This window comes from Limnohabitans sp. (assembly GCF_040401495.1).
Taxonomy (GTDB): Bacteria; Pseudomonadota; Gammaproteobacteria; order Burkholderiales; family Burkholderiaceae_C; genus Limnohabitans.
On sequence record NZ_JBBAOI010000021.1, the window covers coordinates 19,048 to 43,688 of the forward strand.

Below are 24,641 nucleotides of genomic sequence, written 5' to 3' on the forward strand. Positions count from 1 at the left end.
TCCACATAGGTCGGTTTTTTGAAATGTGTCAATTTTTCAAGAGTAAGAACTCTTACCAAACTTCAAGCGATTGAACAACTGACGAACCCAGCGGTTTCGATTTTTTTCAGTTGATTCAAGGTAGGACTTGCTGGTTTGTAAAAAAGAATCAACAAAGACAAAGCTGAATGTACTTTCTTGAGCAGTTTCAAACGTTTTTAGCTCTTCTTCAACCTCAATCGTCTCCATTGACCTAGGCTTGAGTCTTATCAGCTGTGCCAGTTTGATGGCGAAGCTTTTCTCCCAATTGGCTGGGTGGCCTGACTTATCTAAGGTCCAAACCTTCAAGGTTGGAAATTTTGCTTTGGATTGATTCGCTATGTTCAATGAACATATCGGGCTCTCAGCGTTGTGCAGCAAAACAACCCGGCCGGTGAAATTTTGAAGTAGAGTGTGAAACCGCATTCCAAGTAAATCAAATTCATAGGGCAAATCAAAGTGTGAGCTGCTTTGTACTGCTTCCAAGGCACGCACATCTACTGTTAATTTATCGATTTGGTTATCTGATTTTTTGATATTCTGGTAAAGAGTCATCAAAGCTGACCAGTGGAGATAAAAGCCAATATCGTTAAGCATCACGCTGTCGACCTTATGGCTTAAGCGATTCACAAGATGCATTGCCAAAATGCCGCCCATGCTAGTTCCAATCAGATGGAGTTTTCGATTGGAATTTACTTGACTTGGCTGTAGCAAAGCTTCAATCAGATCCTGTGCATCAGCAAGATATTTTGAGAAGGAGTATTGCTCAGAGGCAGGCAATTGATCTGAATTACCTCTGCCACAGTAATCGATACTTATCCAGCAACAATCATCAAATTGCTCAACCATAGCAAGCAAAGGATAAAAGCTCTCACGCGTCTCTAACAATCCTGGTAAGCATAAAAAAATATGCTTTGCATTTAGTTCACCTAATCGTGAATAGGCTACTTTGCGCTTGATGCCACCATCATTGATTAAGTGGAATTCTGTACTCACTGACTCTACTGACATGGAAGTACTTTTTAAAAAACACTTCGTATTAGAAGATTTGTTTATGGCAGGGGTGTGTCTTGTTTTAGAAAAAACTCTCAACAACACATTCATTTGTTGTGATCATGTTCTTCATCCTGTCGTATCTGTATTTTTTATAAATTTTGGAAAAAGTTGATTTTGAGGAAATACTGGTGAGTCAATTTTTCTAAGTAGCCTAGCGTGTTTGATGAACGCCATAGGCGTTGTTTGTTTGTAGAGTTGAAAAAGAGCAATCAATTCTTTGTGAGTGAAGCCACTTAGCTTGGTTAATTGCTCCCATCCTAAGGGGCTGTCACAGTTTTCACTGATTGATTGGCACAGATCGTCAATTTTCTTTTGGTTGATTGGATTCAAAAGATTATCGTATTTGCTGGCTCGCTTCATTGAATTTAGAGATCTTTTGATGCCTATGTCTGTGTAGCTTCAACGTCTTCTATGTCATCAATATCGTCAGCATCCATCATGGCCATTTCAGAATACTGCCTTCCATTGAGTTCATGCTTGTATGCACGAAGGGAATGAAGATCGCAGGTGACTTGATCATCGTTCTCAAAAGCCTCTGCGGCTAACTCGTGCTGCTTTGATGCTTGCATCAAGTGATAGGCTGCCATTCGGTGTAATTCTGCTGGCGTTTCAAATTCTTCTTGGTACTCGTCAACTAATTCAGAGAATTTTTCAGTGGCTTGGTTTTCCATGGTCAGGCTCCTTTGGTTAATGTTTGATCAGATCTCTTCAAGCGATTCTGTTGTACTTGCCAAGTGTGCTCGCTTCTTTGCAATTAGCAGTTGTGCCCCATCATCACCGGCAGTAGCTTGGAAATAGATATTTGCAGGAAGTGTGAACTCTTCTCCAGTGCCGTGGCTTTGACTTGATTCATAAAATTCAAGCGCCAATTCACCTGCAACGACCAGACCGACAACCCCGAAATCTTGATACATGATTCCGGTGCATTCACTAGGGTTCATCGCCCTATGTATGGCTCTGGTAAAACCCCGCTTGCGTAATGATTGGTTAAAGAGACGAGCAAGCAGTTCAATAGATGAAACCGAATTGTCCATGTTCAGCCTCCTATGTTGATAACGATGTTTTATAGGTGGTATGTGAACACTTAATGACCGCATCTGTCTTTTTTACGATTCCTTATTTAATCCACGATTGAATTTGGCATCATTTGTCTGTGTAAGGCATGGAAAATCTGTGATAAACGACTTTTAACGCTTACTTTTAATGCCTCTAATAGTAGGATTGATTGCGACTGACGCATTCTTCTTCTTAATATAAGAACTCGCCAAATGGCCTAGGAATTGTCTACCAATATCTTGTGAGCCCGTCTGACTGGGTACATAAAGTTTTTCAGAAACACGTTGTAATAAATTTTATTTAAAACAAATGCAAGAGGGGTTCTGCAGGGGGGATTCACCCCGAAAAAACTTCGGTGTCGACTTCGCTGCTGGCTTGGGCGTTGTAGCGATTACCCACCACATTGTGTTGGTTGATGGCCTGGTTTAAACGCGCCAACACCTCGGGGGAGAGTTGAATACTCAAAGCCGCCATATTGTCTTTCAGATGGTCTATGCGAGAGGTTCCTGGGATGGTGACGATGTGCGGCGCTTGGTGCAGCACCCATGCAATGGCCAACTGTGCTGGGGTGCAAGCTAGCTCTTGCGCAATCTGCACGTAATCGTGGAGCAATTGAAGGTTGCGCGGGTAATGCTCTGCATTGAAACGCGGCGAGGTGTGACGCCAATCGGTGGGCAATAAATGGGCGGTGCTATGCAAGTCGTTGCATAAGAATTTGCGCGCCAAGGGACTGAATGAAACAAAAGCCACACCAAGGTCTTGGCAGGCTTGCAATACCGCGATTTCGGGGTTTCGGGTCCACAGGGAATACTCGGTTTGCAAGGCAGCAATGGGATGCTCAGCATGGGCTTTGCGAAGCGTGGTCGCAGACACCTCGGACAAACCGATGCTGCGGATTTTTCCGGCTCGTACCAAATCAGCCAATGCACCGACGCTTTCCTCTATGGGCACCCGCTTGTCCCAGCGGTGCAGGTAATACAGGTCAATCACATCCGTATTGAGGCGTCGCAAACTGTCGTCGCAGGTGGCCTTGATGGTTTCTGGGCGACCATCGATGACACGCACCTTTTTGCCGTCCCCATTGACATCGACGCCTTGCATACCGCATTTACTGGCCAGGGTGAAGCGACTACGGTGCTTGGACAACACTTGGCCGATGATGCGTTCGCTCTCGCCAAAGCCATACAGGGCGGCGGTATCAAAAAAATCAACGCCTTCATCTAAAGCAGTTAACAGCAAACGTTCAGCATCTTCGAACGAAGGGGGCGGTCCGTAAACAGCGCAAATATTCATACAACCCAAGCCGATGGGGTTGATGTGGAAAGGGCCTACTTGACGTTTATTCATGACAATTGTTGTTCCAAATCATGCAGCACCTGATAACAAGGCAGTACCTGTGCCACGCTTGCGTTAGGTTCGCGGCCCTCGCGAATGGCCGCAAAAAACTCGCGGTCTTGCAATTCAATGCCATTCATGGATACAGCCACCTTGGAGACATCGAGTTTTTCTTCTTTGCCATTGAACAAGTCGTCATAACGGGCAATGTAAGTGGCTTTGTCACCTATGTAGCGAAAGAAAGTACCCAAAGGGCCGTCGTTGTTGAAGCTGAGAGACAGGGTGCAAATCGCACCATTGGCGGCTTGCAGCTGAATGCTCATGTCCATGGCAATGCCAAGTGTGGGGTGAATCGGACCTTCAAGCGCATTGGCTTTCACCACGGGACTGCCTGTTTGGTAGGCGAACAAATCCACTGTGTGCGCTGCATGGTGCCACAGCAGGTGGTCGGTCCAACTGCGCGCTTGACCCAAGGCGTTCATATTGGTGCGGCGGAAAAAATAGGTTTGCACATCCATTTGAAACACATTGAACTGCCCCGCCTTGATTTGCTGGTGCACAAATTGGTGACTGGGGTTAAAGCGCCGCGTGTGCCCACACATGGCCACCAAACCTGTTTGCTTTTGCAATGCCACCACTTCAGCGCCATCTTTGTACACATCACATAAGGGAATTTCCACCTGCACATGCTTGCCTGCTTTCAAGCAAGCAATGCTTTGTGAGGCATGCATTTGAGTGGGTGTGCACAAAATGACCGCATCCACCTCTTTGAGGGCCAAGCTTTCATTCAGGTCGGTGGTGACATGCGCAATGCCGTATTGCTTGGCCACCTCTTGGGTTTTTTCCAACTCTCGGCCAATGAGGGAGACCACTTCCACCCCTTCGATAAGTTTGATGCCATCTAAATGTTTGATGCCAAACGCACCTGCGCCTGCCAAGGCTACTTTGATGGTTTTATTCATGTGTTCTCCAAAATCAAATGTCCCACCGCCGTGTTGCTGGCAGGCACATGGTAAAAACGGTGCACCACCTTCGGCGTGGGCTTGCCTTCATTCACATCGCTCAAGGCGCCACGGGCTATGAGCCACATCACCAACTCTATGCCCTCGCTCCCTGCCTCTCGCACATAGTCAATATGAGGTTTTTGTGCCAAGGCTGCTGGGTCGGCAATGAGTTGATCTAAGAACGCATTGTCAAAATCTTTGTTGATCAGGCCAGCACGAGGTCCTTGCAACTGGTGGCTCATGCCACCTGTGCCCCATATTTGGATATTCAAATCTGCATCAAAACTTTTGACTGCTTTAGCTATGGCTTTGCCAAGGTTAAAGCACCGCTGACCTGAGGGCACAGGATACTGCACCACATTCACCGCAAAAGGAATGACGGGGCAAGGCCAAGTGAGCGGCTGACCGCACATGAGCGACAAGGGCACCGTCAGGCCATGGTCCACATCCATTTTGTTGACGATGGTCAAGTCAAAGTCTTGTTGGATGACAGCCTGTGCAATGTGCGATGCCAACTCAGGATGGCCCTGAACAACAGGGACTGGTCGGGGCCCCCAGCCTTCGTCGGCTGGAATGTATTGCGCAGCCGTTCCGATAGCGAACGTGGGAATCATGTCCAAGCTAAAAGCGGTGGCGTGGTCGTTAAAGACCAAGAAGATGACGTCAGGTGTGTTGTTCTTCAGCCATTGTTTGGAAAACTCATAGCCTTTGAACAGGGGTTGCCAATAGGGTTCTTGTGTTTTACCCATGTCGATGGCGGCGCCAATGGCAGGCACATGAGAGGTGTAAACCGATGCAGAGATATGAGCCATGCGTCAGGCCTTTCCTGCTTGGCCTTGCGGCTGCCGATGCGCTTGAGCGTTACCATCTTCCCCAATGAATCGGTTACCTTCTACCGAGCGACCGCCACCGATCATCATGTTTCTGTACTCCTCTTCGGTCATGCCCGTCATGCTGCCCGCCATTTGCTGAAAACTTTTGCCATCCGTCGCACCAATCTTGGCAAGAAAATAAATATTGCCACCGGTGCGAATACACCAGTTCAGGTCGCGTGCCAACACCGCACTTTTTTGCTCTTCGGTCATGGCCCATTCATCCAGATAAGCACGCTCATTGGCTTTGAAGCGAGCGCGGTTGTCGGCTTTCATGAGAGACATGCAAAATTGGTTCAACCAGTAACCTTTGCGTGACTGTTCAGTATCAAAAATGGTGGTGCCAGGCACATCCAAATAAGGTTTATCTAAAGCCAAAATTCATTACTCCTGTGACCAATACAAACGCATGGGGTTATCAACCAACAGTTTGCGCTGCAGCTCAGCCGTTACTGCAATGTGCGCAATAAAGTCCACCAGTAAACCGTCATCGGGCATGTGGTCCTTCAAATTGGGATGCGGCCAATCGGTGCCCCACAGGACACGATCTGAAAAAGTTTCCACCACTCGCCTAGCAAACGGCACCACATCTTGATAGGCGTTTTGTTCGCCATGCAAAGCTTTAGGGCCGCTGGTGCTTAAACGCTCGGGACAAGACACCTTGCTCCACACGTTGTCATGCTCGTACATGAACTTCATGAACAAGCTGAACTCGGGTCCGTCCAGAGGGTGCTGCACATTGGGTCTGCCCATGTGGTCCACCACCACGGTGGTGGGCAAAGCGGTGAAGAAATCCCAAAGCTCGGGCAAGTCCACCGCTTCAAAATAAATCACCACATGCCAGCCCCAGGCTTTGATGCGGTGTGCAATCTCCATCAACTCGTCTTTCGGTGTGAAGTCCACCAAGCGTTTGACGAAATTGAAACGCACGCCTCTTACACCAGCTTCATGCATCTCTTGCAGGGCTTGATCAGTCACATCACGCTTGACGGTCGCCACACCACGTGCCCGTCCACCAGAATGCAACAAGGCGTCTACCATGGCGCTGTTGTCTGCGCCGTGGCAAGTGGCTTGCACAATCACGTTCTTGTCAAAGCCCAAGTGGTCTCGCAACGCAAACAACTGCGCCTTGGAAGCATCACAAGGGGTGTACTTGCGCTCAGGCGCATAAGGGAACTCTGCCCCTGGGCCAAACACATGACAATGTGCATCGACTGCACCAGCAGGCAATATAAAGTGGGGTGTTGACGGACCATCAAACCAGTCGAGCCAGCCATCAGTTTTGGTGAAATTGCCAGTGGTGGGTTTCATGCTCTTAGTCGATGTAATTCAAGCCAGCCTTGGCCAGTGGCTCACGCATGTTGTACATGTCCAAGCCCAACACGCCCGACGCTAATTTGGCACGCTTTTCACCTTCATTGGCTTCTCGTGCAGCGGCGGCATCGGCTACTTGCTGCGCCATGTTGGCGGGTACCACCACCACACCATCGTCATCAGCGACGATGGCGTCACCTGGGTTGACCGCAGCACCTGCACACACAATCGGCACATTGACAGAGCCAACCGTGGCTTTGATCGTTCCTTTGGCACTGATGGCCCGGCTCCAAACAGGAAAACCCATTTGCGTGAGTTCTGCCACGTCGCGCACACCTGCATCAATGATGAGGGCACGGGCACCTCTTGCTATGAAAGAGGTCGCCAATAAGTCTCCGAAATAACCATCGGTGCAGGGTGCAGTGATAGCCGCAACCACAATATCGCCGGGTTGGATTTGTTCGGCCACCACGTGCATCATCCAGTTGTCACCGGGATGAAGCAACACGGTAACAGCGGTACCAGACACACGAGCACCCGCATAGATGGGGCGCATGATGGTATGCATTAAACCTAAACGACCCATGGCTTCGTGAACGGTTGCAACACCGTAAAGCCCAAGCTGCTCGACAGCGCCTCTGTCAGCACGCTGAATGTGACGCTTGACTGTTCCTAAAGGGTAATGCATCTCAAAGTCCTTTCTGTTTCAAGCGTGTATCCAAGCGCGGAAAAACGCGGCGCACATTGGCTTCGTAAATCTGGTGACGGTCTGCGTCGCTGAGCAAAGTGCTGGCTTGGATATAACGCTTGGTATCGTCATAGTAATGCCCTGTTTGGGGATCAATGCCACGCACTGCGCCAATCATCTCGGAAGCAAACAACACGTTTTTCACAGGGATGACAGTGTTCAACAAATCGATACCTGGCTGGTGATACACACAGGTGTCAAAAAAGATGTTGTTGAGCAAGTGTTCTTCCAACAAGGGTTTTTTCAGCTCTTGGGCCAAGCCCCTGAAGCGTCCCCAGTGGTATGGCACAGCACCGCCGCCGTGAGGGATCAAGAATTTCAGGGTGGGGAAATCTTTGAACAAGTCGCTGGTCAAACACTGCATAAAGGCAGTGGTATCGGCGTTCAAATAATGCGCCCCTGTGGTGTGAAAGCAGGCATTGCAACTGGTAGACACATGGATCATGGCGGGCAAGTCGTACTCCACCATCTTTTCGTAGATCGGGTACCAGTGTTTGTCACTCAAGGGTGGACTGGTCCAATGACCGCCTGAGGGATCAGGATTCAGGTTGATGCCCACCGCGCCATAGTCCTTGACGCAACGCTCCAACTCTGGAATGCAAGTAGCTGGGTCTACACCAGGCGATTGGGGCAGCATGGCAACAGGCACAAAATGGTCTGGAAACAAGGTAGAGACCCTGAAGCACAGTTCGTTGCAAATCGCGGCCCACGTACTGGAAACTGCAAAGTCGCCAATATGGTGCGCCATGAACGAAGCGCGGGGCGAAAACAAAGTGATGTCACTCCCCCGCTCTTTCATTAGCTTCAATTGGTTGGTTTCGATGCTGTGGCGCAGGTCGTCATCGCTGATCTTCAAGTCAGACGACTTTGGCATCAGAGAAGGGGTTTTGATTCCCGCGATTTGTTGATTTCGCCAGTCTTCCAAAGCTTTAGGTGCTGTGGTGTAGTGGCCGTGGCAGTCAATGATCAAACTCATGTCTTGTCTCCAAAATTCCAAACCGAGGCAGGCACCATGGCCTCGCCACGCATAATGAGTCTCGCAGTACGCAACAACGCAGCTTGTGTGACCTCATAGCCGCCAGGTAAATGGGGGGCAGCACGGGTTTGCAAAGCCACACTGAATTCACCTGTGGGATGCTCAACCGACAAAGCCTGATGGTCGCCGACTTGCATGACCGCCACGCCTTCGCACACCGTGCCTTGCAATACACAGGCCGTACCCACGGTGACAGCAGCCAGCACCCCTATGGCGTCGTGGCAGACATGGGGGATGAAGCTGCGGGTGGTCAATGCACCACCATTTACAGGTGGCGCAATCAATGTCATTTTGGGGTAGTTCTTGGCGCTGACGTCGCCCAATCCCATCAACAACGACACTTGCAAACGCAAAGCCTCAATGCGGGTTTTGAGTTCGGTATCCGCATTCAACGCATCGACTGATTCATAGCCTGTGCGACCCATGTCGCTGGCCTTGAACAAGACCAAGGGCATGCCGTTGTCAATGCAAGTCACATCGATTTCGAAAGGCTTAAACCCGCTGTGCTTGTCTGACGGAGCGACAAGAATGCGGTCTTTCACTTTTCCTGTTGGCAGCAAACCACTACACACTGAGCCAGCTGTATCAAGGAAATTGATGGTGATGGGCGCCGAGGTGCCTGGTGCGCCATCGATGCGAGCCTCACCTTGGTCAGCGACAAAACGTTTGCCATCGGATCCCATGGGGGTTTGCACCGTGATATCGCATTGCATATCGGTATTGAGGGTCAGTACACGCAAAGTGGTGCTATCAGCTGGCGCTTTCACCATGCCAGACGCCAAAGCAAATGGCACAACAGCCGCCAGCATATTGCCGCAATTCGGGGTGGTGTCTACCGTGTCTTTGTCAGGCTGAAGTTGGGCAAACAAAAAATCAAGGTCAACGCCCTGTGTGGTACTGGGACGCACTATGCCTACTTTGCTGGTGAGAGGGTGTGCGCCGCCGAGTCCATCAATTTGCCGCTTATCGGGCGAACCCATGATGGCTAAGAGCACTCGGTCACGTGTGGCTATGTCTGTGGGCAAATCGGTTTCATTGAAAAATGGTCCCTTGGAAGTACCACCTCGCATGAACATGCAGGGCACAGCATGAGGAGATTGACGAATGGGATTCATGGGTTGATGTCAATTAAAAATAATACAAACTGCTACGCAAGTCCACCGCTGCACAGACTAGACCGGCCAAAACTAAATAAGGGCCAAAAGGCAAAGGCTCGCCAGCTTTCAAACTTCCACGCCAGCGCATCGCCAAAGCCACGATCACGCCAAGCAATGAAGCTATCAAGACCACCATGGGCAAGACCATCCATCCCAACCAAGCACCCAAGGCTGCCAACAATTTGTAGTCCCCCTCGCCCATGCCTTGCTTGCCTGTGATGAGCTTGAACACCGTTTGTACCAACCACAAAACGCCATACCCTGCTGCGGCACCCCACACGCTTTGCAAAAGAGGGAGTTCAATCACACCCATCGATGCACACAAAATACCCGCCCACAACAAGGGCAAAGTCAAGCTGTCAGGCAGCAACATGGTGTCTGCGTCAATCAACGCTAAGGCAAGCAACATGCTGCCAAAACCAGCCCATGCCAATGCCTCGACAGAAAACCCCCAACGCAATGCACAAAAGCCCCATACCAAAGCCACAGCCAACTCAACCAAGGGGTAGCGCAGGGATACAGCAACGCCACAATGACCACACTTACCTTTGAGCCAAAGATAACTCAACACCGGTATCAGATCTGTGGCGCGCAAAGGTGTTTTGCAAGCAGGGCAATGCGAGCGAGGCGTTGATAAATTGAAAGCCTCTGCTTCCTCGCTGCTAGTGCCTTGCAGTTGAGCACATTCGGTCTCCCATTGGCGCTGCATCATCAAAGGCAAACGCCACACCACCACATTCAGAAAACTGCCCAATTGCAAACCTATCAATGCCGCCAAAAAAAAGTCCAGATAAGAATGAGAAAACAAGATGTCCATGGGTCAATCCTTAGTGCTAGCAATGCCCAGCAAGCTGTCAAGTAACGCAGGCTGGGCTTGTAAATCCGAAGCAGAACCACTGTGAATCACACGCCCTTGGTCCAACACCACCGTTTGGTGACTGATGGCCAAAATCGCTTGGGGGTGTTGTTCGACGATGATGACTGACAGGCCTTCATTGTGGGCGATACGTGCAATGGCACGAAGCAACTCTTCCACGATGATGGGGGCCAAGCCCTCTAAAGGCTCATCCAACAAAAGTAATTTGGGGTTGAGCACCAAGGCTCTACCTACTGCCAACATTTGCTGCTCTCCGCCAGAGAGTTGATTGCCCATACTGCTTTTGCGCTCGGCCAAGCGCGGAAACATTTCGAACACCCGAGAAGGTGTCCAAGCACCGGGTCTGGCAACAGCTGTCAGGTTTTCCAGTACCGTGAGTGACTTGAAAATATCACGCTCTTGAGGAACCCAGCCAATGCCAGCTGCTGCCCTTTGGTGTGGAGCCAATGTGTGTAACGCAACTCCTCCCAAAAGAATGCTGCCATCATGCTGGCGAGCAGCACCTGCAATGGTGTTAATCAAGGTGGTTTTTCCTGTGCCATTGCGACCTAGCAAAGCCAGTGTTTCGCCTTGCGCCAACGACAAACAAATGCCATGCAAGATGACCGCTTCGCCATAACCTGCGCTCAAATTGTCAATGCGCAGCAACTCAGCCATGGCTGCCCCCATGGCCCAAGTAAACCTCGCGCACTCTGGCGTCAGCTGCCATCTCTGCAGGTGTGCCTTGTGTGAGAACTGCTCCGTTGACCATGACCGTCATGCTTTTGGCAAAGCTGAACACCAAATCCATGTCGTGTTCAATCAGCAACACACTGACATCGGCAGGCAAGGCTGCCACGGTACGCAAAAGTTCTTCCCGCTCACCCGCAGGCACACCGGCCACCGGTTCGTCTAATAACAGCACACTGGGCTCACAAGCCAAGGCAATCGCCATTTCCAGCAAACGTCTTTTGCCATAGGGGAGTTGCTGCGTGGGTTGGTCCATGACCTCAAGCAAATGAAACTGGTTTAACAAGTTTTCACAGCGCTCAGCAACCCGCGGGTCATGCCCAAGCGGTCGCAGCGTTATTGCACCCATACCTAGGTGCTGTGAGACCGTCATGGCCAAGGTTTGCAAAGGGGTGAGGCCGTCAAACAATTGGTTAATTTGAAATGTACGCACCAGACCTCGCTGTACACGCTGATGCGGTGCCAAACGACTGATGTCTTGACCCAGCAGTCGAATACTACCCGCGGTAGGTGGCAACACACCCGTGAACAAATTGATGAGCGTGGTTTTGCCAGCACCATTGGGACCAATGAGGGCATGACGCGCACCACGCAGCAACTGCAAACTGACATTGTCGGTGGCTGTAATGCCACCAAAACGCTTGACCAAGCCCTCGCAGGACAAAACGATGTCTTCACTCATGCGCGACGCCCCCATGTCCAAGGGCGAAGCAACCGCGCTCGGCCCACCAACATCAGCAGTACCAAGAAAAGCCCCAACCAAAACGTCCAGTACTGTGGTGTCCAAGCGGAGATGATGCTGTGCAAACTCTTGAACACCACGGCGCCGATGATGCCGCCCCACAGCCATCCCGTGCCACCAATAACCAGCATCAGCAACACATCTGCTGAACGATCAAAACCGAACACATCCAAAGAAGCAAAACCCGTGGTTTGGGCTTGTAGTCCACCCGCCATCCCTGCCAAAGCCGCTGCCAATGTGTAAACCGCAATCAAACGGGCATGGACAGGTATGCCAATGGCTTGGGCACGCAGAGCGTTGTCGCGTATGGCTTGCAAACTCAAGCCAAAAGGAGAAGCAACGACTTGACGCAACAATACAAAGACTGCCAAAGTGATACCCAAGGTGTACCAAGCGGCGGTTTGACCCATCAAGTCAAACTCAAACTGACCCAACACTGGCCCCATCACAACGCCTTGCAAACCATCAGCCCCGCCGGTGATGAAGTCCAACTTGTTGGCCAACTCTTGCAGTATCAAAGCCACGCCCAAAGTCACCATCAAGCGGGTGAGGTCCGAGCCGCGCAAAATACCCAAACTACAAAACGCCCCCAACAAGGCTGTAACCACTGTTGCAACTGCCAGCCCCAGCAAGGGGTCAGGGTTGATATGCTTGGCAAACAAAGCGGCGCTGTAAGCCCCCATACCAAAAAATGCGGCATGACCCAAAGACACGATGCCGCTGTAGCCCAAAATCAAATCCAAGGACATGGCAAACAGTGCAATGACGGTGATTTCACTGATCAACAAAGCATGTGTTGGCAACAACAAGGGCAGGCACAGCAAAAAAGCCCACAAGGCAAACTCCCACCACCGTGGCTTGGCAGCAAGCGACAAGCTCAGCGCCACGCGGTTCATTTACCACCCCTCGAAAACAAGCCTTGGGGTCGCCACAAAAGAATCAGAATCATTAAGCTGTAAACAATGAAGGCACCCAGCTTAGGGATGTAGTATTTGCCCGCCACATCCGCAATACCCAAAAGCAAGGCCGCCACCAAAGGACCTGTCAAGCCAGAGGTGCCGCCCACCGCGACCACAATTAAAAAATAAATCATGAATTTGAGGGGAAAGACGGGGTCCAAGCCCAAGACCTCTGCGCCTAAAGCCCCGCCCAAACCTGCCAGGCCCGATCCCACCGCAAAGGTGAGCAAAAACACCTTGTTGACATCAATGCCCAAACCTGCGGCCGCGCGTTGGTTGTCCACTGCAGCTCTTAACTGAGAGCCAAAGCGGGTACGAACCAACAGCAGTTGAAGCGCCAGCGCCAATACCGCACACACCGCGATGATGGCCAAGCGGTAATGGCCCATCCCCAAAGCACCGTCCCAAAGCTCGGTGCGGCCTTTTAAAAATTCCGGCAGTTGCACCAGCTGCTGGGTGGAGCCCACAAAGTAGTCCACCCCAGCCACGGCCATGAATGTCAAACCGATCGAGAACAACACTTGGTCTAAGTGGGGTTTGTTGTACATGCGACGGTAAAGCGTGGCTTCCATGACTGCGCCGAGCAGGGCAGTGACCACGAACGCCAGCGGCACACACAGCAAAAAAGGCAGTCCTGCATGCTGCATGAGCAGCACCGTGGTGTAGCCCCCTGCCATGGCAAAAGCGCCATGGGCCAAGTTAATGAAATTCATCAACCCCAGCGTGACCGCCAAGCCAATCGACAGGATGAACAGCAACATCCCGTAGGCCACACCATCGAACAGCAAGGTCAGCATGACTGTGCTTATTTGGTTTTGCCTGGGTCTTTCATGTCTTTGATGACATCAAACTCCACGTTGTAAAGCTGGCCATCTTTCTTTTCAACTTTGCGCAGATAAATGTTGTGCACCACATCGCGGGTTTGTGCATCGATATAAATTTGACCGCGTGGGCTTTCAAAAATTTGCCCCTTCATGGCCACTAGCATAGCTTCGCCACCGCCTTGCCCACCCTTGGTGGTTTTCAAAGCTTCGTAAATGACCCGCATTCCGTCATAGCCGCCCACCGCCATGAAGTTGGGACGCAAGCCATTGTTGGCTTTCTTGAAGGCTTCGACGAATTTTTTATTCAAAGCAGACGGGTGTGCTGCAGAGTAATGGTGGGCCGTGACCACCCCTAGGGTGCCCTCGCCCATGTCGTTCAACTGGTCGTCGTCCGTTAGGTCACCAGTGCCAATCAGCTTGATACCGGCTTTGTCCATGCCACGCTCTAAAAACTGTTTCATCACTGCAGCACCCGCGCCAGATGGCACAAACACAAACAAGGCATCTGGCTTCAAATCGCGGACCTTTTGCAAGAAAGGGGCGAAATCGGGGTTACGCAAGGGCACACGCAAACTCTCAATCACCTGGGCGCTGTTGAGTTGCATGCGCTCTTTGAAATAACGCTCAGCGTCAATGCCAGGGCCGTAATCGCTGACCAAAGTCACCACACGCTTGAGACCATTTTTAGGTGCCCAGTCGCCCATGGCAACGGCGCATTGCGGCAAGGTAAAGCTGGTTCGCACAATGAAAGGCGATGCCTCGGTGATGCTGGAGGTGGCAGCCGACATGACCACCATGGGGGTTTTGGATTGGGTGGCGATAGGCGCTGTGGCCAAGGCCAAGGGGGTCAGGCCAAAGCCGCTGAGCACACCGACTTTGTCATTCACCACCAACTCTTGTGCGATGCGTTTGGTGGCGTCGGGCACGCCGCCGTCGTCTTTAATGATCAGCTCAACTTTGCGACCGGCGACAGCAGAGCCGTTTTGCGCCATGAACAAACGCGCCGCCGCCTCGATTTGTTTGCCGGTGGACGCTGATTGCCCCGTCATGGGCAGGATCAGGCCAATTTTGAAAGATTCTTCAGCCCAAGCCAGCGATGAACAGAAAAGCAAGACCGAGGTCAGACAACGAACTATGAACGATGTTTTCATGAACAAACTCCGAGGGGCAAGCCCTTGATTCTAGGTGGACAGTAACTCAACTTTTGCGGCGAATCAGCCGAACGCTTGGCATATGGTGCAAATCGGGGCTGCGCATGGCTTCGCTTAAATTGCGTTGCGCCATGCGTGAATGCTCACGCATGATGGCCTCGGCCCTTGAACCTTCACGTTGCTCGACAGCAGTCAACACCTGACGGTGCTGGTCTTGGGCAATGATGAGCATGTCACGCGCTTGAGGGCTGTTGGCTTGGCTGATGACAAAGCCCGAGGGCGAGGCAAAGGGCAAACCAATCACTCGCTCTAACTCTCTTTGCAGCACAGCGCTGCCTGTCATCTCCGACAACAGGGCATGGAAGCGCTCGTTGTGCGCCACATAGGCGCTGAAAGCTTCGTCGTTCAAGCTGTCACTGGCCAATAACTGATCGATCAGGTCCAAACAAGCTTTGGCCTGGGCCAACACCACGGGGGCACACCCACGCTGCGCCGCAAAACGTGCCGCCAAGCCTTCCAAGGTGCCTCGCAGCTCGATGGCGTCCGACACATCGCGCTCGGTAAAAGTACGTACCGCATAGCCACCGTTGCTCAGGGCCTCAAGCAAACCTTCTTGCTCCAGCTTCATCAAGGCCGTGCGAATCGGTGTGCGAGATACGCCCAGTTTGTCCACCAAAGTAAGCTCTGCAATGCGTGAGCCTGCGGGCAAGTCACCCGCCAAAATCATTTCGCGCAAGCGCAATTGCGCTTTGACCGATTGCGAATGGACAGGATGCTCTTCGGTATCGGATGAGGTGCTCATGGGACACTATTGTATGCAATACGACCCAAAAACCCCTTAAAATAGCGCTGAAAATCAAATATCTTGCATTTTTTGTATACCAAAACCAGCCTTCACCCATGGAGCCCCTATGACTACCCCCCACATCCCCGCCCGTTATGACCACGTTGGCAGCTTTTTACGTCCCGCCTATCTGCTGCAAGCCCGTGAACAAAATGCGAAAGGCCACATCTCCCCCGAACAACTGCGCGTAGTGGAAGACAAAGCCATTACCGAGATTGTGAAATTTCAAGAGGACGTGGGCTTAAAGTCCATCACCGACGGCGAATTCCGTCGCACCTATTTCCATATCGATTTTTTGGAGCAAATGGGCGGCGTGAAAACCGATATCCCTGTGACCATCGAGCGACCTGATGGCACCCAAGAACTGGCACCCCCAGTCATCCGCGTGATTGACAAAGTGCGCCATGTGAAAGACATACAACTTGCCGATTTCAACTACCTGAAGTCTCAAATTGCCAAAGGCAGCACACCCAAGGTGACCATTCCCTCGCCCACCATGCTGCACTTTCGTGGCGGCCGTGCTGGCATCAGCAAAGACGCCTACCCCGAGCTCGACCCTGCGTTTTACGATGATGTCGCCAAGGCCTATGGCGACGAGTTACGCAGCCTGTCTGCTGCGGGTTGCAACTATGTGCAAATGGATGACACCAACCTTGCCTATTTGTGCGACGACAAAATGCGTGAAGCAGCGCGCGCCCGTGGCGACGACCCCAACGAATTGCCCCACCGCTACGCGGCCTTCATCAACAAAGTGGTGGCGCAAAAACCCGCTGGCATGACCTTGGCTATGCACCTGTGCCGCGGCAATTTCAAGAGCACCCACGCAGCAGCAGGCAACTATGAACCCGTGGCCGAAGCGCTGTTGTCTGAGATGAATATCGATGCCTATTTTCTTGAGTACGACGACGACCGAAGCGGCGACTTTCGCCCCTTGCGCTTCTTGGCCAAAGACAAGTTGGTGGTTCTGGGTTTGGTGACCACCAAATTTGGCGCAATGGAAACCAAGGACAGCATTAAGCGCCGTATTGATGAGGCCGCGAAATACGCACCCCTGTCTCAATTGGCCCTGTCACCACAGTGCGGTTTTTCCAGCACGGTGCACGGCAACAACATCGCCGTGGAAGACCAGCGCAACAAACTGCGCTTGGTCGTGGAAACCGCACAAGAGGTTTGGGGCACCAACTAAAACTTCAACCCGAAAGGGTTTGAGGTTAGGCTATCAAGTCAGCGAGCATCCAACGGGTTAGCCATCAGCTTTTTGCCAAATTCAGGGTTCTTTCGCAATTTGCTTTCACCTGGGTCATTGTCCAACAAGCTGCCACTGAAAAACCAGCTTTTCAGGGAATAGGTTTGTGTGGAGAACAACAAGACCAATAGCACGAACAATATAAAAATAATCGTAGACGGGGACATTGGCACCTCCAAAAGTTGCGGGAAGTTGGATTCACGAAATCGCTAGCCATTATGCTTATCTAAATAGGGTTTGCAAAGAGCCCATTTCCCAATTGAGTCCTGGATGACAGGCAAATCAAGCCAAGCCCAACAACCTCACCGCATTGCCCTTCAAAATACCGGGCATGACCTCGGGTTTGAAGCCCGCCACCTCGAAGTCCTTCATCCAACGCTCGGGGGTAATCAGGGGGTAATCACTGCCAAAAAGTACGCGGTCTTTGAGCAAAGTGTTGGAATACTGAACGAGGCTCTTGGGGAAGTACTTGGGGCTCCAACCTGAAAGATCGATCCACACATTGGGCTTGTGCATGGCCACACTCAGCGCCTCGTCTTGCCAGGGAAAGCTAGGATGCGCCATGACGATTTGCATATCGCCCCAGTCGGCGGCCACCTCGTCTAAGTGCATGGGGTTGCTGTAGGCCAGTCGCAGGCCGCCACCGCAGCGCATGCCCGAACCAATGCCGCTGTGGCCGGTATGAAAAATAGCAGGCAATTTGTGTTCGTTGATCACTTCGTAAATCGGCCAAGCCATCTTGTCGTAAGGATGGTAGCCCTGCACCGTGGGGTGAAACTTGAAACCACGCACGCCCTCCTCTTTGATGAGCCGCTCGGCTTCACGCGCACCCATCTTGCCCTTGTGCGGGTCTATGCTGGCAAAGGCAATCATCATGTCGCTGTTGTCCCGCGCGGCCTTGGCGATTTCTTCGTTGGGAATACGGCGCCTGCCCATGTGCGACTCAGCGTCCACGGTGAACATCACCAAGCCGATTTTTCGCTCGCGGTAATAAGCCACGGTTTCCTCGATGGTGGGACGGCGGTCCGAGCCAAAGTATTTGTCAGCGGCGCGGTCGTATTCCTCGCCATAGTTGTCAAATGGGTTCCAGCAGCTCACCTCGGCGTGGGTGTGGATGTCAATGGCAATCAAGTCGGCATGGTTCATGGTCGAATAAGATCCTTTGTACCAACTATAACGATCAGAGACACGCTTTATGAACCCCGATTTACAACTCGATATGCAGGGTGATGTGGCCGTGGTGCGCATCACCCGCGCGGCCAAACGCAACGCTTTGAACGATGACCTGATTCTGGCCTTGCGCCACACCTTTGACAACTTGCCCAGCACCGCCAAAACCGCCGTACTGTGTGGCGATGGCGAACATTTTTGTGCAGGACTGGACTTGAGCGAACTGCAAAGCCGCAACGCAGGCGAAGGCATGCACCACTCCAGAATGTGGCACAGCGCTTTTGAGCGCATCCAGTTTGGCGCGGTGCCTGTGGTGGCAGCCTTGCAAGGCGCTGTGGTGGGCGGCGGTTTAGAGTTGGCCGCCTCCTGCCACATCCGTGTGGCCGACGACACCGCCTTTTACGCGCTGCCCGAAGGCTCGCGCGGTATTTTCGTGGGCGGCGGCGGCGCGGTGCGCATCCCCAAACTGATTGGCGTAGCACGTATGACCGACATGATGATGACCGGTCGCGTCTACAACGCGGTAGACGGCGAACGCATTGGCTTGGCGCAGTACCTGGTACCTGCTGGAACCGCATTTGACAAAGCCATGGAGTTGGCCCAACGCATTGCCACCAACGCGCCCCTGACCAACTATGCGCTGATGCACGCGCTGCCCCGTATCGCTGAGCAAGCCGCCGACCATGGGTTTGTTACCGAGTCGCTGATGTCATCCATCACCCAAGCCGCGCCTGAGGCAAAGGCCCGGGTTGAGGCTTTTTTGCAAGGCCGCGCCGCCAAGGTTGAAAAGAAATGACGCTGTCGGCGCCAAAGTACCGCGCCATGCGCTATGGCATCACCCGTGTGCAAAAAGAAGTCACACCCGATGGTGTGGAATATGTGCAAGCCGAGCAAGCCCTGCAAGCCCATCCCCAGCGCATGACGGATAAGTTTTTGCATTGGGCCCAGCACACGCCTGAACGCACCCTGTTGGCCAGACGAGAACGCTTTGCCGATGGCCGCACAGGCGACTGGCAGCACCTGAACTATGGCCGCGCTTTGGCAGGCGCTCGGCGCATTGGTCAAGCCTTGTTACAGCGCAAGCTGAGCGCTGAAAGGCCCGTGGTCATCTTGAGCGAAAACAGCTTGGAACACGCCATGCTGGCATTGGGATGTATGTTGGTGGGCGTGCCTTATTGCCCTGTGTCGCCTGCGTATTCCACCGTCAGCAAAGACTTCGACAAACTTCGCCACATTCTCAGCACCCTTACCCCCGGCTTGGTCTTCGCTACCGATGCTCAAAAGTATGGTCCAGCCATTGCTGCCACGGTGTCCAGCGGTGTCGAGGTGGTGATCAGTCATGGAGAGTTGTCTCATCGAGCACACACACCTTTAGGCGCTTTGTTTGACACGCCAGACACCTTTAATGTGGATGAAGCAATGGCTGCCACAGGTCCTGAAACCATTGTCAAGTTTTTGTTTACCTCGGGCTCGACCAATATGCCCAAAGGCGTGATCAACACGCATGGCATGTGGTGCGCCAACCAACAACAAATGTGGCAGTCCATGCCGGTGCTGGGCGAGACCCCGCCCGTGCTGGTGGACTGGCTGCCGTGGAACCACACTTTTGGTGGAAACCACAACATGGGCCTCACGCTGTTCCATGGCGGCTCGCTTTATATCGACGACGGCAAACCCGTTCCTGCACTCATGGGCGAAACTCTACGCAACCTGCGTGAAGTAGCACCCACTGTCTACTTCAATGTACCAACTGGGCTTGAAGCAATCGCCAACGCCATGCACAGTGATGATGAACTCAGGCGAAATTTGCTCAGCCGGTTGCGGATGTTTTTTTACTCGGGTGCGGCCTTGGCTCAACCTATTTGGGACAGCTTGCATGCGGCGCAAGAGCGCGAGATAGGCGAGCGCATTGTGATGGGCACGGGCTTGGGCATGACCGAGTCTGGTCCCTTTGCCATCTTTGTGCCTCGACCCGAGGTGCAATCCGGTGACCTCGGACTGCCCGCCGCAGGTATGCGCTTGAAACTGGTGCCCATGGGCGACAAGGTAGAGGTACGTTACCAAGGCCCCAATATCACGCCCGGCTACTGGAGAGCGCCTGAGGCCACAACCGATGCTTTCGACGACGAAGGCTTCTTCAAAAGCGGTGACGCGGTGCAGTGGATAGACCCCGACAACATCCACGTCGGATTAAAGTTTGACGGCCGCATTGCGGAAGACTTCAAACTGGCTACCGGTACCTTTGTGAGTGTTGGACCGCTCAGAGCCAAGATCATCGCCGCAGGCGCACCTTATGTGCAAGATGCGGTCATCACCGGCTTGAACATGAAAGAAGTGGGCGCCATGCTGTTCACCACGCCCAGGGTGCGAGAGTTGGCAGGTTTGCCCAGCAACGCTGACTGGCCTGAAGTTTTGCAAGACCCCAAGGTGCTGGCCCATTTCCAAAACGTGTTGAACCAACTCGCTGCCAAGGCCACTGGCAGCGCTAACCGTGTGGCTCGCTTGGTCTTGCTGTCAGAACCACCCTCCATCGATAAGGCAGAGGTAACCGATAAAGGTTCCATCAACCAACGTGCAGTGCTCAAACACCGTGATGCGCTGGTGCAAGCTTTTCATAGCGGCACAACCGTGCACACCCTTCTTCCCCAGCCACAAGGACAACACCCATGAACAAGCATTTACCCCGTCGCAAGGCCTTGCAAGCCCTTAGCCTGCCCTTGGCCGCCAGTGCACTCGCACCTTGGTCTGCGCTTGCCCAAAACACCTTGCCCATCGAGCAGGTAAAAATTCTGTGTGGTTTTCCAGTGGGCGGCACTGCCGACACTACCAGTCGACGGATCGGCGACAAATTGGCAAGCTCTGCCTACTCTCGCAATGCGGCGATGGTGGAGAACAAAACCGGTGCGGGTGGGCGCATCGCCATTGAGGCAGTGAAAAACGCCCCAGCTGATGGCAGCACCTTGTTACTCAGCGCTTATTCCATGCTGCTGATTTATCCCCATATTTATAAATCTTTGAGCTACGACCCCTTCAAAGACTTCGCCCCTGTGTCCACAGCTTCGGTGCTGTCACATGGCTTGGCGGTGGGCCCCATGGTGCCAGCAAATGTGAAAAACGTGAAAGACTTTATCGCTTGGTGTAAAGCCAATCCCGATCGTGCCAATTACGGCTCACCTGCAGCAGGTTCCACACCCCACTTCTTGGGTGCATTGCTGAGCTTGGAGTCTGGTGTCGCCATGCAACATGTGGCCTACCGAGGCTCGGTGCCAGGGGTAACCGATGTGATCGCTGGCCAAATTCCCGCCATGTTCACGCCGCACGGCGACTTTTTGGCCAATCACCGTGCAGGCAAACTTCGCATTCTCGCCACCTCAGGCAAACAGCGATCCGTGTTCGTGCCTGATATACCCACCTTTGCCGAACAAGGCTTCAACGGTTTAACAGTTGAAGAATGGTTTGGCTTTTTCGCACCCGCCAAAACGCCAGCCAACGTGATCGCTTCAGCCAACGCAGCTATCAATATCGCCTTGAAAGACAAAGGCGTAATCGACAGCTTGGCGTTGCAGGGCTTGTCAACCTTGGGCAGTACCCCCGAGGACATGGCCAAAGACATGCGCCGTCTGTACGAGCAATGGGGGCCCATCGTCAAGCGCATCGGCTTTACCGCCGAGTCTTAATCCCCCTTTAACGCTTGGGCGCAGCCATGGGCGGCAACAAGGCTTCAATGGCCGCAGCGACGGCCAATAAACGTCTGTCGCAGGACACGGGCCCATCCAACTCCAAGCCCAGTGGCAAGCCCGCTGTGTTCAAGCCCATGGGGATGCTGATGCCCGGGATGCCTGCATTGCTGCCAGGGTCGGTATTACGGATATAGGTTGGGAATGTAGGCACTTGTAAGCCATTGAGCTCAACCGTTTCGTCTTGCCCAATTGGACGGGCTGGCAACACGGTGGTGGGAAACACCAGCGCATCCAAACGGTGCGATGCGAAATGTTCGGCGTAGGCCGCTTGCAAATGCACCCGCGCTTTCAATGCTGCATCGTAAGCCGCTCGCGGCATGGCTTGGTCACCCAGTTGCGAGCCCACAATACCTGCCACATCAGGGCTGGCAATTTTCTCGGCGATCTGTGCCAGCGTCAACTTGTAGCGGTTGTGCGCCAAATAAGCTGGCAGGTCCAACGTCAACTCGTATAAAGCCAGCGGAAAACCAATCTGCGCATTCAAGGCCGACATACCTTCCACATCGCCTTCAACCAAGGTCACACCCGCGCGTGCCAGTTGTCCCAGCAAGGCCTCCATGGCGTCTAACACCTCGGTGTCTGCACCTTGGTAAAAGTCAACTCGGGGTACACCCAAGCGCAAACCTTTGAGGTCAAGTTTGTCCAAACCCACGCCAGCACCGCACAACACACTGTCCATCAATGCGGCGTCTTCCACGCTGCGGGTGATGGGGCCTGCGGTATCGCGGGTATGCGAAATAGGAATGATGCCTACGCCCGAATAACGCCCAACAGTTGGGCGAAAACCCACCACGCCACAAAGTGCCGCTGGCAACCTGACCGAAGCGCCTGTATCTGTACCCAGCGCAGCAGGCACCATGCGAGCCGCCACCGCCGCGGCCGAACCACCACTGCTGCCGCCTGCAATCATGGCGTGGTTCCAAGGGTTGCGGGTTGCACCTGTGTAGGCGTTGTTGGAGCTGATGCCAAAGGCCAGCTCGTGCATATTGGTTTTGCCAGCCAGCAAAGCGCCAGCGTCAAACAAACTTTGAGCGACAGGCGCATTGTGCAAAGGCTGGGCGTCTTTCAAAGCGGGGGTCCCACCCGAGGTGCTTAAGGAAAGCGTATCAATGTTGTCCTTCAACGCAATGGGAATGCCCGCCAAGGCCTTGCCCGTTTGCTGACACCAGCCGCCGCTGTCACACGCTCGCGCAGCAGCCAAGAGCGCATCGTTATCTTGACTGACCCACGCATTCAACGACGTTTGGGCTTGTTGCACATCGATCAAAGCTTGTGCATATTCCGCAGCGCCAAGGGTTTTGGCGGCCAGCGCAGCGCGGGTTTGGGTGAGGGTCATATCAGCAGCTTGCATCTCATCTCCCATCAAAAATGAGATCTTGGCATAAAGATGAAAAACTCGGGTTTCCCCCTAAAGGATAGATTGATCCGCCGTGGGCTTAAACTCGCCAACTTCTTTTTACCATCCAAATCCACACCATGATTACCACCCCCTCCGGCCTGCAATACGAAGACACCCACCACGGCGAGGGTGATAGCGCCCAAGCAGGTCAACATGTGACAGTGCACTACACCGGTTGGTTGTGGGACAACGGCGAAAAAGGGGCGAAATTTGACTCTAGCCTGGACCGTAACGACCCATTTGAGTTCGGTTTGGGCCAAGGCATGGTCATCCAAGGCTGGGACGAAGGCGTGCAAGGCATGAAGATTGGTGGCAAGCGTAGCCTGCTGATTCCCGCCGAACTCGGCTACGGTGCGCGCGGGGCGGGAGGCGTTATTCCGCCCAATGCCACGCTGCTGTTCGAGGTAGAGCTCTTGGGGATTGAGGCTTAATTTTTAGCCCTTGAAATTTACCAAACCCCTCCCATTTACAGGGCTGATTTGAATCAGCCCTTTTATTTTGTATGTCCGAACCCAATCCAACCCCACCGTCAGAGCCGACGGGTCAACCCGAGCCCTCCATGGACCCAAGCCAAGCTTCAGCCCCATCCGATTTACCTGCCGACCCATTGAGCGAGGCATTGGCCGAATTGGCAGTGTTGCAAGCCAAAAATGCCGATTTGGCTGACCAATTTTTGCGGGCAAAAGCGGAAGTTGAAAACGCCCGCCGTCGCGCAGAAGAAGAAATTTCCAAAGCCCGAAAGTTCTCAGTTGAAGCCTTTGCCGAAAGCCTGCTGCCTGTCGCTGACAGCTTGACCGCCGGTTTGGCCATTGCTGACGCCTCGGCCGAGCAGCTGCGCGAAGGCTCTGAGGCCACACTTCGCCAACTCAAAAGTGCTTTAGAGCGGCATAAAGTCATCGAAATCAACCCAGATGCCGGTGTCAAGTTCGATCCGCACCAGCACCAAGCCATTTCGGTGGTGCCTGCTGAGCAAGAGCCCAATACCGTGGTCTCCGTACTACAAAAAGGCTATCTTATCGCCGACCGCGTGCTACGCCCTGCTTTGGTCACCGTCACAGCCCCAAAGTGACAGGCTTGAACACAGCCTGCGCACTTGAAATCCACCAAGTTATCCACAATTGTTAAATATCGATTTATAGGAAATGAAACAGCTGCCTTCGGGGGCTGATTCGCAAAGGAGAAAAAAATGGGAAGAATCATTGGCATTGACCTGGGCACCACCAACTCGTGCGTGGCCATCATGGAAGGCAACACCACCAAGGTGATCGAGAACGCCGAGGGTGCACGCACCACGCCGTCCATCATTGCCTACCAAGAAGACGGCGAAATTTTGGTCGGCGCGTCCGCCAAGCGCCAAGCGGTCA

29 protein-coding genes are annotated in these 24,641 nt (G+C 52.9%); 7 read left to right on the forward strand and 22 right to left on the reverse strand.

Features of this window, described 5'->3' with window-relative positions; translation table 11 throughout:
- Positions 1–36: 36 nt before the first annotated feature.
- The 19 genes from AC9UEO_RS11250 to AC9UEO_RS11340 form a co-directional block, all read right to left on the reverse strand.
- Positions 37–1,029 (reverse strand): alpha/beta fold hydrolase, encoded by a 993-nt coding sequence (locus AC9UEO_RS11250; RefSeq protein WP_509533355.1) that lies wholly within the window; start codon positions 1,027–1,029, stop codon positions 37–39.
- Positions 1,030–1,140: 111 nt separating this feature from the next.
- Positions 1,141–1,434 (reverse strand): hypothetical protein, encoded by a 294-nt coding sequence (locus AC9UEO_RS11255; RefSeq protein WP_509533358.1) that lies wholly within the window; start codon positions 1,432–1,434, stop codon positions 1,141–1,143.
- 23 nt (positions 1,435–1,457) lie between these two features.
- Positions 1,458–1,745 carry a hypothetical protein gene (locus AC9UEO_RS11260; RefSeq protein WP_509533360.1) on the reverse strand — a complete coding sequence of 96 codons (288 nt, stop codon included), beginning with the start codon at positions 1,743–1,745 and terminating at the stop codon, positions 1,458–1,460.
- A 27-nt stretch (positions 1,746–1,772) separates the two neighbouring features.
- A complete protein-coding gene (locus AC9UEO_RS11265) occupies positions 1,773–2,108 on the reverse strand; it encodes a hypothetical protein (RefSeq protein ID WP_509533362.1) in 336 nt (111 codons plus the stop codon).
- Between the two features lie 358 nt (positions 2,109–2,466).
- Positions 2,467–3,477 (reverse strand): aldo/keto reductase, encoded by a 1,011-nt coding sequence (locus AC9UEO_RS11270; RefSeq protein ID WP_509533364.1) that lies wholly within the window; start codon positions 3,475–3,477, stop codon positions 2,467–2,469.
- Positions 3,474–4,427 carry a Gfo/Idh/MocA family oxidoreductase gene (locus AC9UEO_RS11275; RefSeq protein WP_509533366.1) on the reverse strand — a complete coding sequence of 318 codons (954 nt, stop codon included), beginning with the start codon at positions 4,425–4,427 and terminating at the stop codon, positions 3,474–3,476. The genes AC9UEO_RS11270 and AC9UEO_RS11275 overlap by 4 nt, the downstream gene beginning before the upstream one ends.
- Positions 4,424–5,281 carry a class III extradiol dioxygenase subunit beta gene (locus tag AC9UEO_RS11280; RefSeq protein WP_509533368.1) on the reverse strand — a complete coding sequence of 286 codons (858 nt, stop codon included), beginning with the start codon at positions 5,279–5,281 and terminating at the stop codon, positions 4,424–4,426. The genes AC9UEO_RS11275 and AC9UEO_RS11280 overlap by 4 nt, the downstream gene beginning before the upstream one ends.
- 3 nt (positions 5,282–5,284) lie before the next feature.
- Positions 5,285–5,719 (reverse strand): protocatechuate 4,5-dioxygenase subunit alpha, encoded by a 435-nt coding sequence (gene ligA, locus AC9UEO_RS11285; RefSeq protein WP_509533371.1) that lies wholly within the window; start codon positions 5,717–5,719, stop codon positions 5,285–5,287.
- A 6-nt stretch (positions 5,720–5,725) separates the two neighbouring features.
- Positions 5,726–6,652, reverse strand: a complete 927-nt coding sequence (locus AC9UEO_RS11290) for an amidohydrolase family protein (protein ID WP_509533374.1) — start codon at positions 6,650–6,652, stop codon at positions 5,726–5,728.
- Positions 6,653–6,656: 4 nt separating this feature from the next.
- Positions 6,657–7,343 carry a 4-carboxy-4-hydroxy-2-oxoadipate aldolase/oxaloacetate decarboxylase gene (ligK, locus tag AC9UEO_RS11295; RefSeq protein WP_509533377.1) on the reverse strand — a complete coding sequence of 229 codons (687 nt, stop codon included), beginning with the start codon at positions 7,341–7,343 and terminating at the stop codon, positions 6,657–6,659.
- Between the two features lies 1 nt (position 7,344).
- On the reverse strand, positions 7,345–8,379 hold the full coding sequence (locus tag AC9UEO_RS11300) for an amidohydrolase family protein (protein WP_509533380.1): 1,035 nt from the start codon (positions 8,377–8,379) through the stop codon (positions 7,345–7,347).
- The gene (locus AC9UEO_RS11305; protein WP_509533383.1) at positions 8,376–9,554 is read right to left on the reverse strand and encodes a 4-oxalomesaconate tautomerase; all 1,179 of its coding nucleotides are present in this window, start codon (positions 9,552–9,554) and stop codon (positions 8,376–8,378) included. Before AC9UEO_RS11305 ends, AC9UEO_RS11300 begins: the two co-directional genes overlap by 4 nt.
- Positions 9,555–9,567: 13 nt before the next feature.
- On the reverse strand, positions 9,568–10,413 hold the full coding sequence (locus AC9UEO_RS11310) for a prepilin peptidase (RefSeq protein ID WP_509533386.1): 846 nt from the start codon (positions 10,411–10,413) through the stop codon (positions 9,568–9,570).
- 3 nt (positions 10,414–10,416) lie between these two features.
- Complete coding sequence (locus AC9UEO_RS11315) at positions 10,417–11,130, reverse strand: ABC transporter ATP-binding protein (RefSeq protein ID WP_509533389.1); 714 nt, start codon at positions 11,128–11,130, stop codon at positions 10,417–10,419.
- Positions 11,123–11,884 carry an ABC transporter ATP-binding protein gene (locus AC9UEO_RS11320; RefSeq protein ID WP_509533392.1) on the reverse strand — a complete coding sequence of 254 codons (762 nt, stop codon included), beginning with the start codon at positions 11,882–11,884 and terminating at the stop codon, positions 11,123–11,125. The genes AC9UEO_RS11315 and AC9UEO_RS11320 overlap by 8 nt, the downstream gene beginning before the upstream one ends.
- Complete coding sequence (locus tag AC9UEO_RS11325) at positions 11,881–12,840, reverse strand: branched-chain amino acid ABC transporter permease (RefSeq protein ID WP_509533395.1); 960 nt, start codon at positions 12,838–12,840, stop codon at positions 11,881–11,883. Before AC9UEO_RS11325 ends, AC9UEO_RS11320 begins: the two co-directional genes overlap by 4 nt.
- Positions 12,837–13,700 (reverse strand): branched-chain amino acid ABC transporter permease, encoded by an 864-nt coding sequence (locus tag AC9UEO_RS11330; RefSeq protein WP_509533398.1) that lies wholly within the window; start codon positions 13,698–13,700, stop codon positions 12,837–12,839. Before AC9UEO_RS11330 ends, AC9UEO_RS11325 begins: the two co-directional genes overlap by 4 nt.
- An 8-nt stretch (positions 13,701–13,708) precedes the next feature.
- Positions 13,709–14,878: an ABC transporter substrate-binding protein gene (locus AC9UEO_RS11335; RefSeq protein WP_509533401.1), complete on the reverse strand. Its 1,170-nt coding sequence runs from the start codon at positions 14,876–14,878 to the stop codon at positions 13,709–13,711.
- 46 nt (positions 14,879–14,924) lie between these two features.
- A complete protein-coding gene (locus AC9UEO_RS11340; RefSeq protein WP_509533404.1) occupies positions 14,925–15,680 on the reverse strand; it encodes a GntR family transcriptional regulator in 756 nt (251 codons plus the stop codon).
- Positions 15,681–15,789: 109 nt separating this feature from the next.
- On the opposite strand from AC9UEO_RS11340, the gene AC9UEO_RS11345 reads away from it, so the two are divergent.
- Complete coding sequence (locus AC9UEO_RS11345; protein WP_509533407.1) at positions 15,790–16,908, forward strand: 5-methyltetrahydropteroyltriglutamate--homocysteine S-methyltransferase; 1,119 nt, start codon at positions 15,790–15,792, stop codon at positions 16,906–16,908.
- A 38-nt stretch (positions 16,909–16,946) separates the two neighbouring features.
- Here AC9UEO_RS11345 and AC9UEO_RS11350 read toward each other — a convergent pair whose 3' ends face one another.
- Positions 16,947–17,135 (reverse strand): hypothetical protein, encoded by a 189-nt coding sequence (locus tag AC9UEO_RS11350; protein ID WP_509533409.1) that lies wholly within the window; start codon positions 17,133–17,135, stop codon positions 16,947–16,949.
- 115 nt (positions 17,136–17,250) lie between these two features.
- Positions 17,251–18,114 carry an amidohydrolase family protein gene (locus AC9UEO_RS11355; protein ID WP_509533412.1) on the reverse strand — a complete coding sequence of 288 codons (864 nt, stop codon included), beginning with the start codon at positions 18,112–18,114 and terminating at the stop codon, positions 17,251–17,253.
- Positions 18,115–18,163: 49 nt separating this feature from the next.
- On the opposite strand from AC9UEO_RS11355, the gene AC9UEO_RS11360 reads away from it, so the two are divergent.
- From AC9UEO_RS11360 to AC9UEO_RS11370, 3 genes are read left to right on the forward strand one after another with little or no spacing between them, the layout of a single operon-like run.
- Positions 18,164–18,934: a crotonase/enoyl-CoA hydratase family protein gene (locus AC9UEO_RS11360; RefSeq protein WP_509533415.1), complete on the forward strand. Its 771-nt coding sequence runs from the start codon at positions 18,164–18,166 to the stop codon at positions 18,932–18,934.
- Positions 18,931–20,808: a feruloyl-CoA synthase gene (locus tag AC9UEO_RS11365; protein ID WP_509533417.1), complete on the forward strand. Its 1,878-nt coding sequence runs from the start codon at positions 18,931–18,933 to the stop codon at positions 20,806–20,808. Before AC9UEO_RS11360 ends, AC9UEO_RS11365 begins: the two co-directional genes overlap by 4 nt.
- Positions 20,805–21,815 (forward strand): Bug family tripartite tricarboxylate transporter substrate binding protein, encoded by a 1,011-nt coding sequence (locus AC9UEO_RS11370; RefSeq protein ID WP_509533420.1) that lies wholly within the window; start codon positions 20,805–20,807, stop codon positions 21,813–21,815. Before AC9UEO_RS11365 ends, AC9UEO_RS11370 begins: the two co-directional genes overlap by 4 nt.
- 7 nt (positions 21,816–21,822) lie before the next feature.
- Here the strand turns inward: AC9UEO_RS11370 and iaaH are convergent, their stop codons facing one another.
- Positions 21,823–23,229: an indoleacetamide hydrolase gene (iaaH, locus tag AC9UEO_RS11375; RefSeq protein ID WP_509533422.1), complete on the reverse strand. Its 1,407-nt coding sequence runs from the start codon at positions 23,227–23,229 to the stop codon at positions 21,823–21,825.
- A gap of 125 nt (positions 23,230–23,354) precedes the next feature.
- Here iaaH and AC9UEO_RS11380 point away from each other — a divergent pair, with 125 nt between their 5' ends.
- The 3 genes from AC9UEO_RS11380 to AC9UEO_RS11390 all read left to right on the forward strand — a co-directional run.
- Positions 23,355–23,708, forward strand: a complete 354-nt coding sequence (locus tag AC9UEO_RS11380) for an FKBP-type peptidyl-prolyl cis-trans isomerase (RefSeq protein ID WP_509533423.1) — start codon at positions 23,355–23,357, stop codon at positions 23,706–23,708.
- A 71-nt stretch (positions 23,709–23,779) separates the two neighbouring features.
- A complete protein-coding gene (gene grpE, locus AC9UEO_RS11385; protein WP_509533425.1) occupies positions 23,780–24,346 on the forward strand; it encodes a nucleotide exchange factor GrpE in 567 nt (188 codons plus the stop codon).
- Positions 24,347–24,463: 117 nt separating this feature from the next.
- On the forward strand, positions 24,464–24,641 hold a 178-nt coding region (locus AC9UEO_RS11390; RefSeq protein WP_509533428.1), incomplete at its 3' end, for an Hsp70 family protein.

What these genes read in the sequence shown, in the direction of transcription:
- AC9UEO_RS11275 (WP_509533366.1), bottom strand. Translation starts at nt 4,427, where the DNA reads ATGAATAAAACCATCAAAGTAGCCTTGGCAGGCGCAGGTGCGTTTGGC.
- AC9UEO_RS11365 (WP_509533417.1), top strand. Translation starts at nt 18,931, where the DNA reads ATGACGCTGTCGGCGCCAAAGTACCGCGCCATGCGCTATGGCATCACC.
- AC9UEO_RS11315 (WP_509533389.1), bottom strand. Translation starts at nt 11,130, where the DNA reads ATGGCTGAGTTGCTGCGCATTGACAATTTGAGCGCAGGTTATGGCGAA.
- AC9UEO_RS11325 (WP_509533395.1), bottom strand. Translation starts at nt 12,840, where the DNA reads ATGAACCGCGTGGCGCTGAGCTTGTCGCTTGCTGCCAAGCCACGGTGG.
- AC9UEO_RS11265 (WP_509533362.1), bottom strand. Translation starts at nt 2,108, where the DNA reads ATGGACAATTCGGTTTCATCTATTGAACTGCTTGCTCGTCTCTTTAAC.
- AC9UEO_RS11345 (WP_509533407.1), top strand. Translation starts at nt 15,790, where the DNA reads ATGACTACCCCCCACATCCCCGCCCGTTATGACCACGTTGGCAGCTTT.
- AC9UEO_RS11250 (WP_509533355.1), bottom strand. Translation starts at nt 1,029, where the DNA reads ATGTCAGTAGAGTCAGTGAGTACAGAATTCCACTTAATCAATGATGGT.
- AC9UEO_RS11320 (WP_509533392.1), bottom strand. Translation starts at nt 11,884, where the DNA reads ATGAGTGAAGACATCGTTTTGTCCTGCGAGGGCTTGGTCAAGCGTTTT.
- AC9UEO_RS11355 (WP_509533412.1), bottom strand. Translation starts at nt 18,114, where the DNA reads ATGAACCATGCCGACTTGATTGCCATTGACATCCACACCCACGCCGAG.
- AC9UEO_RS11335 (WP_509533401.1), bottom strand. Translation starts at nt 14,878, where the DNA reads ATGAAAACATCGTTCATAGTTCGTTGTCTGACCTCGGTCTTGCTTTTC.
- AC9UEO_RS11255 (WP_509533358.1), bottom strand. Translation starts at nt 1,434, where the DNA reads ATGAAGCGAGCCAGCAAATACGATAATCTTTTGAATCCAATCAACCAA.
- AC9UEO_RS11300 (WP_509533380.1), bottom strand. Translation starts at nt 8,379, where the DNA reads ATGAGTTTGATCATTGACTGCCACGGCCACTACACCACAGCACCTAAA.
- grpE (WP_509533425.1), top strand. Translation starts at nt 23,780, where the DNA reads ATGTCCGAACCCAATCCAACCCCACCGTCAGAGCCGACGGGTCAACCC.
- AC9UEO_RS11330 (WP_509533398.1), bottom strand. Translation starts at nt 13,700, where the DNA reads ATGCTGACCTTGCTGTTCGATGGTGTGGCCTACGGGATGTTGCTGTTC.
- AC9UEO_RS11310 (WP_509533386.1), bottom strand. Translation starts at nt 10,413, where the DNA reads ATGGACATCTTGTTTTCTCATTCTTATCTGGACTTTTTTTTGGCGGCA.
- iaaH (WP_509533422.1), bottom strand. Translation starts at nt 23,229, where the DNA reads ATGCAAGCTGCTGATATGACCCTCACCCAAACCCGCGCTGCGCTGGCC.
- AC9UEO_RS11260 (WP_509533360.1), bottom strand. Translation starts at nt 1,745, where the DNA reads ATGGAAAACCAAGCCACTGAAAAATTCTCTGAATTAGTTGACGAGTAC.
- AC9UEO_RS11290 (WP_509533374.1), bottom strand. Translation starts at nt 6,652, where the DNA reads ATGAAACCCACCACTGGCAATTTCACCAAAACTGATGGCTGGCTCGAC.
- AC9UEO_RS11270 (WP_509533364.1), bottom strand. Translation starts at nt 3,477, where the DNA reads ATGAATAAACGTCAAGTAGGCCCTTTCCACATCAACCCCATCGGCTTG.
- AC9UEO_RS11360 (WP_509533415.1), top strand. Translation starts at nt 18,164, where the DNA reads ATGAACCCCGATTTACAACTCGATATGCAGGGTGATGTGGCCGTGGTG.
- ligK (WP_509533377.1), bottom strand. Translation starts at nt 7,343, where the DNA reads ATGCATTACCCTTTAGGAACAGTCAAGCGTCACATTCAGCGTGCTGAC.
- AC9UEO_RS11380 (WP_509533423.1), top strand. Translation starts at nt 23,355, where the DNA reads ATGATTACCACCCCCTCCGGCCTGCAATACGAAGACACCCACCACGGC.
- AC9UEO_RS11350 (WP_509533409.1), bottom strand. Translation starts at nt 17,135, where the DNA reads ATGTCCCCGTCTACGATTATTTTTATATTGTTCGTGCTATTGGTCTTG.
- AC9UEO_RS11340 (WP_509533404.1), bottom strand. Translation starts at nt 15,680, where the DNA reads ATGAGCACCTCATCCGATACCGAAGAGCATCCTGTCCATTCGCAATCG.
- AC9UEO_RS11305 (WP_509533383.1), bottom strand. Translation starts at nt 9,554, where the DNA reads ATGAATCCCATTCGTCAATCTCCTCATGCTGTGCCCTGCATGTTCATG.
- AC9UEO_RS11280 (WP_509533368.1), bottom strand. Translation starts at nt 5,281, where the DNA reads ATGGCTCATATCTCTGCATCGGTTTACACCTCTCATGTGCCTGCCATT.
- AC9UEO_RS11370 (WP_509533420.1), top strand. Translation starts at nt 20,805, where the DNA reads ATGAACAAGCATTTACCCCGTCGCAAGGCCTTGCAAGCCCTTAGCCTG.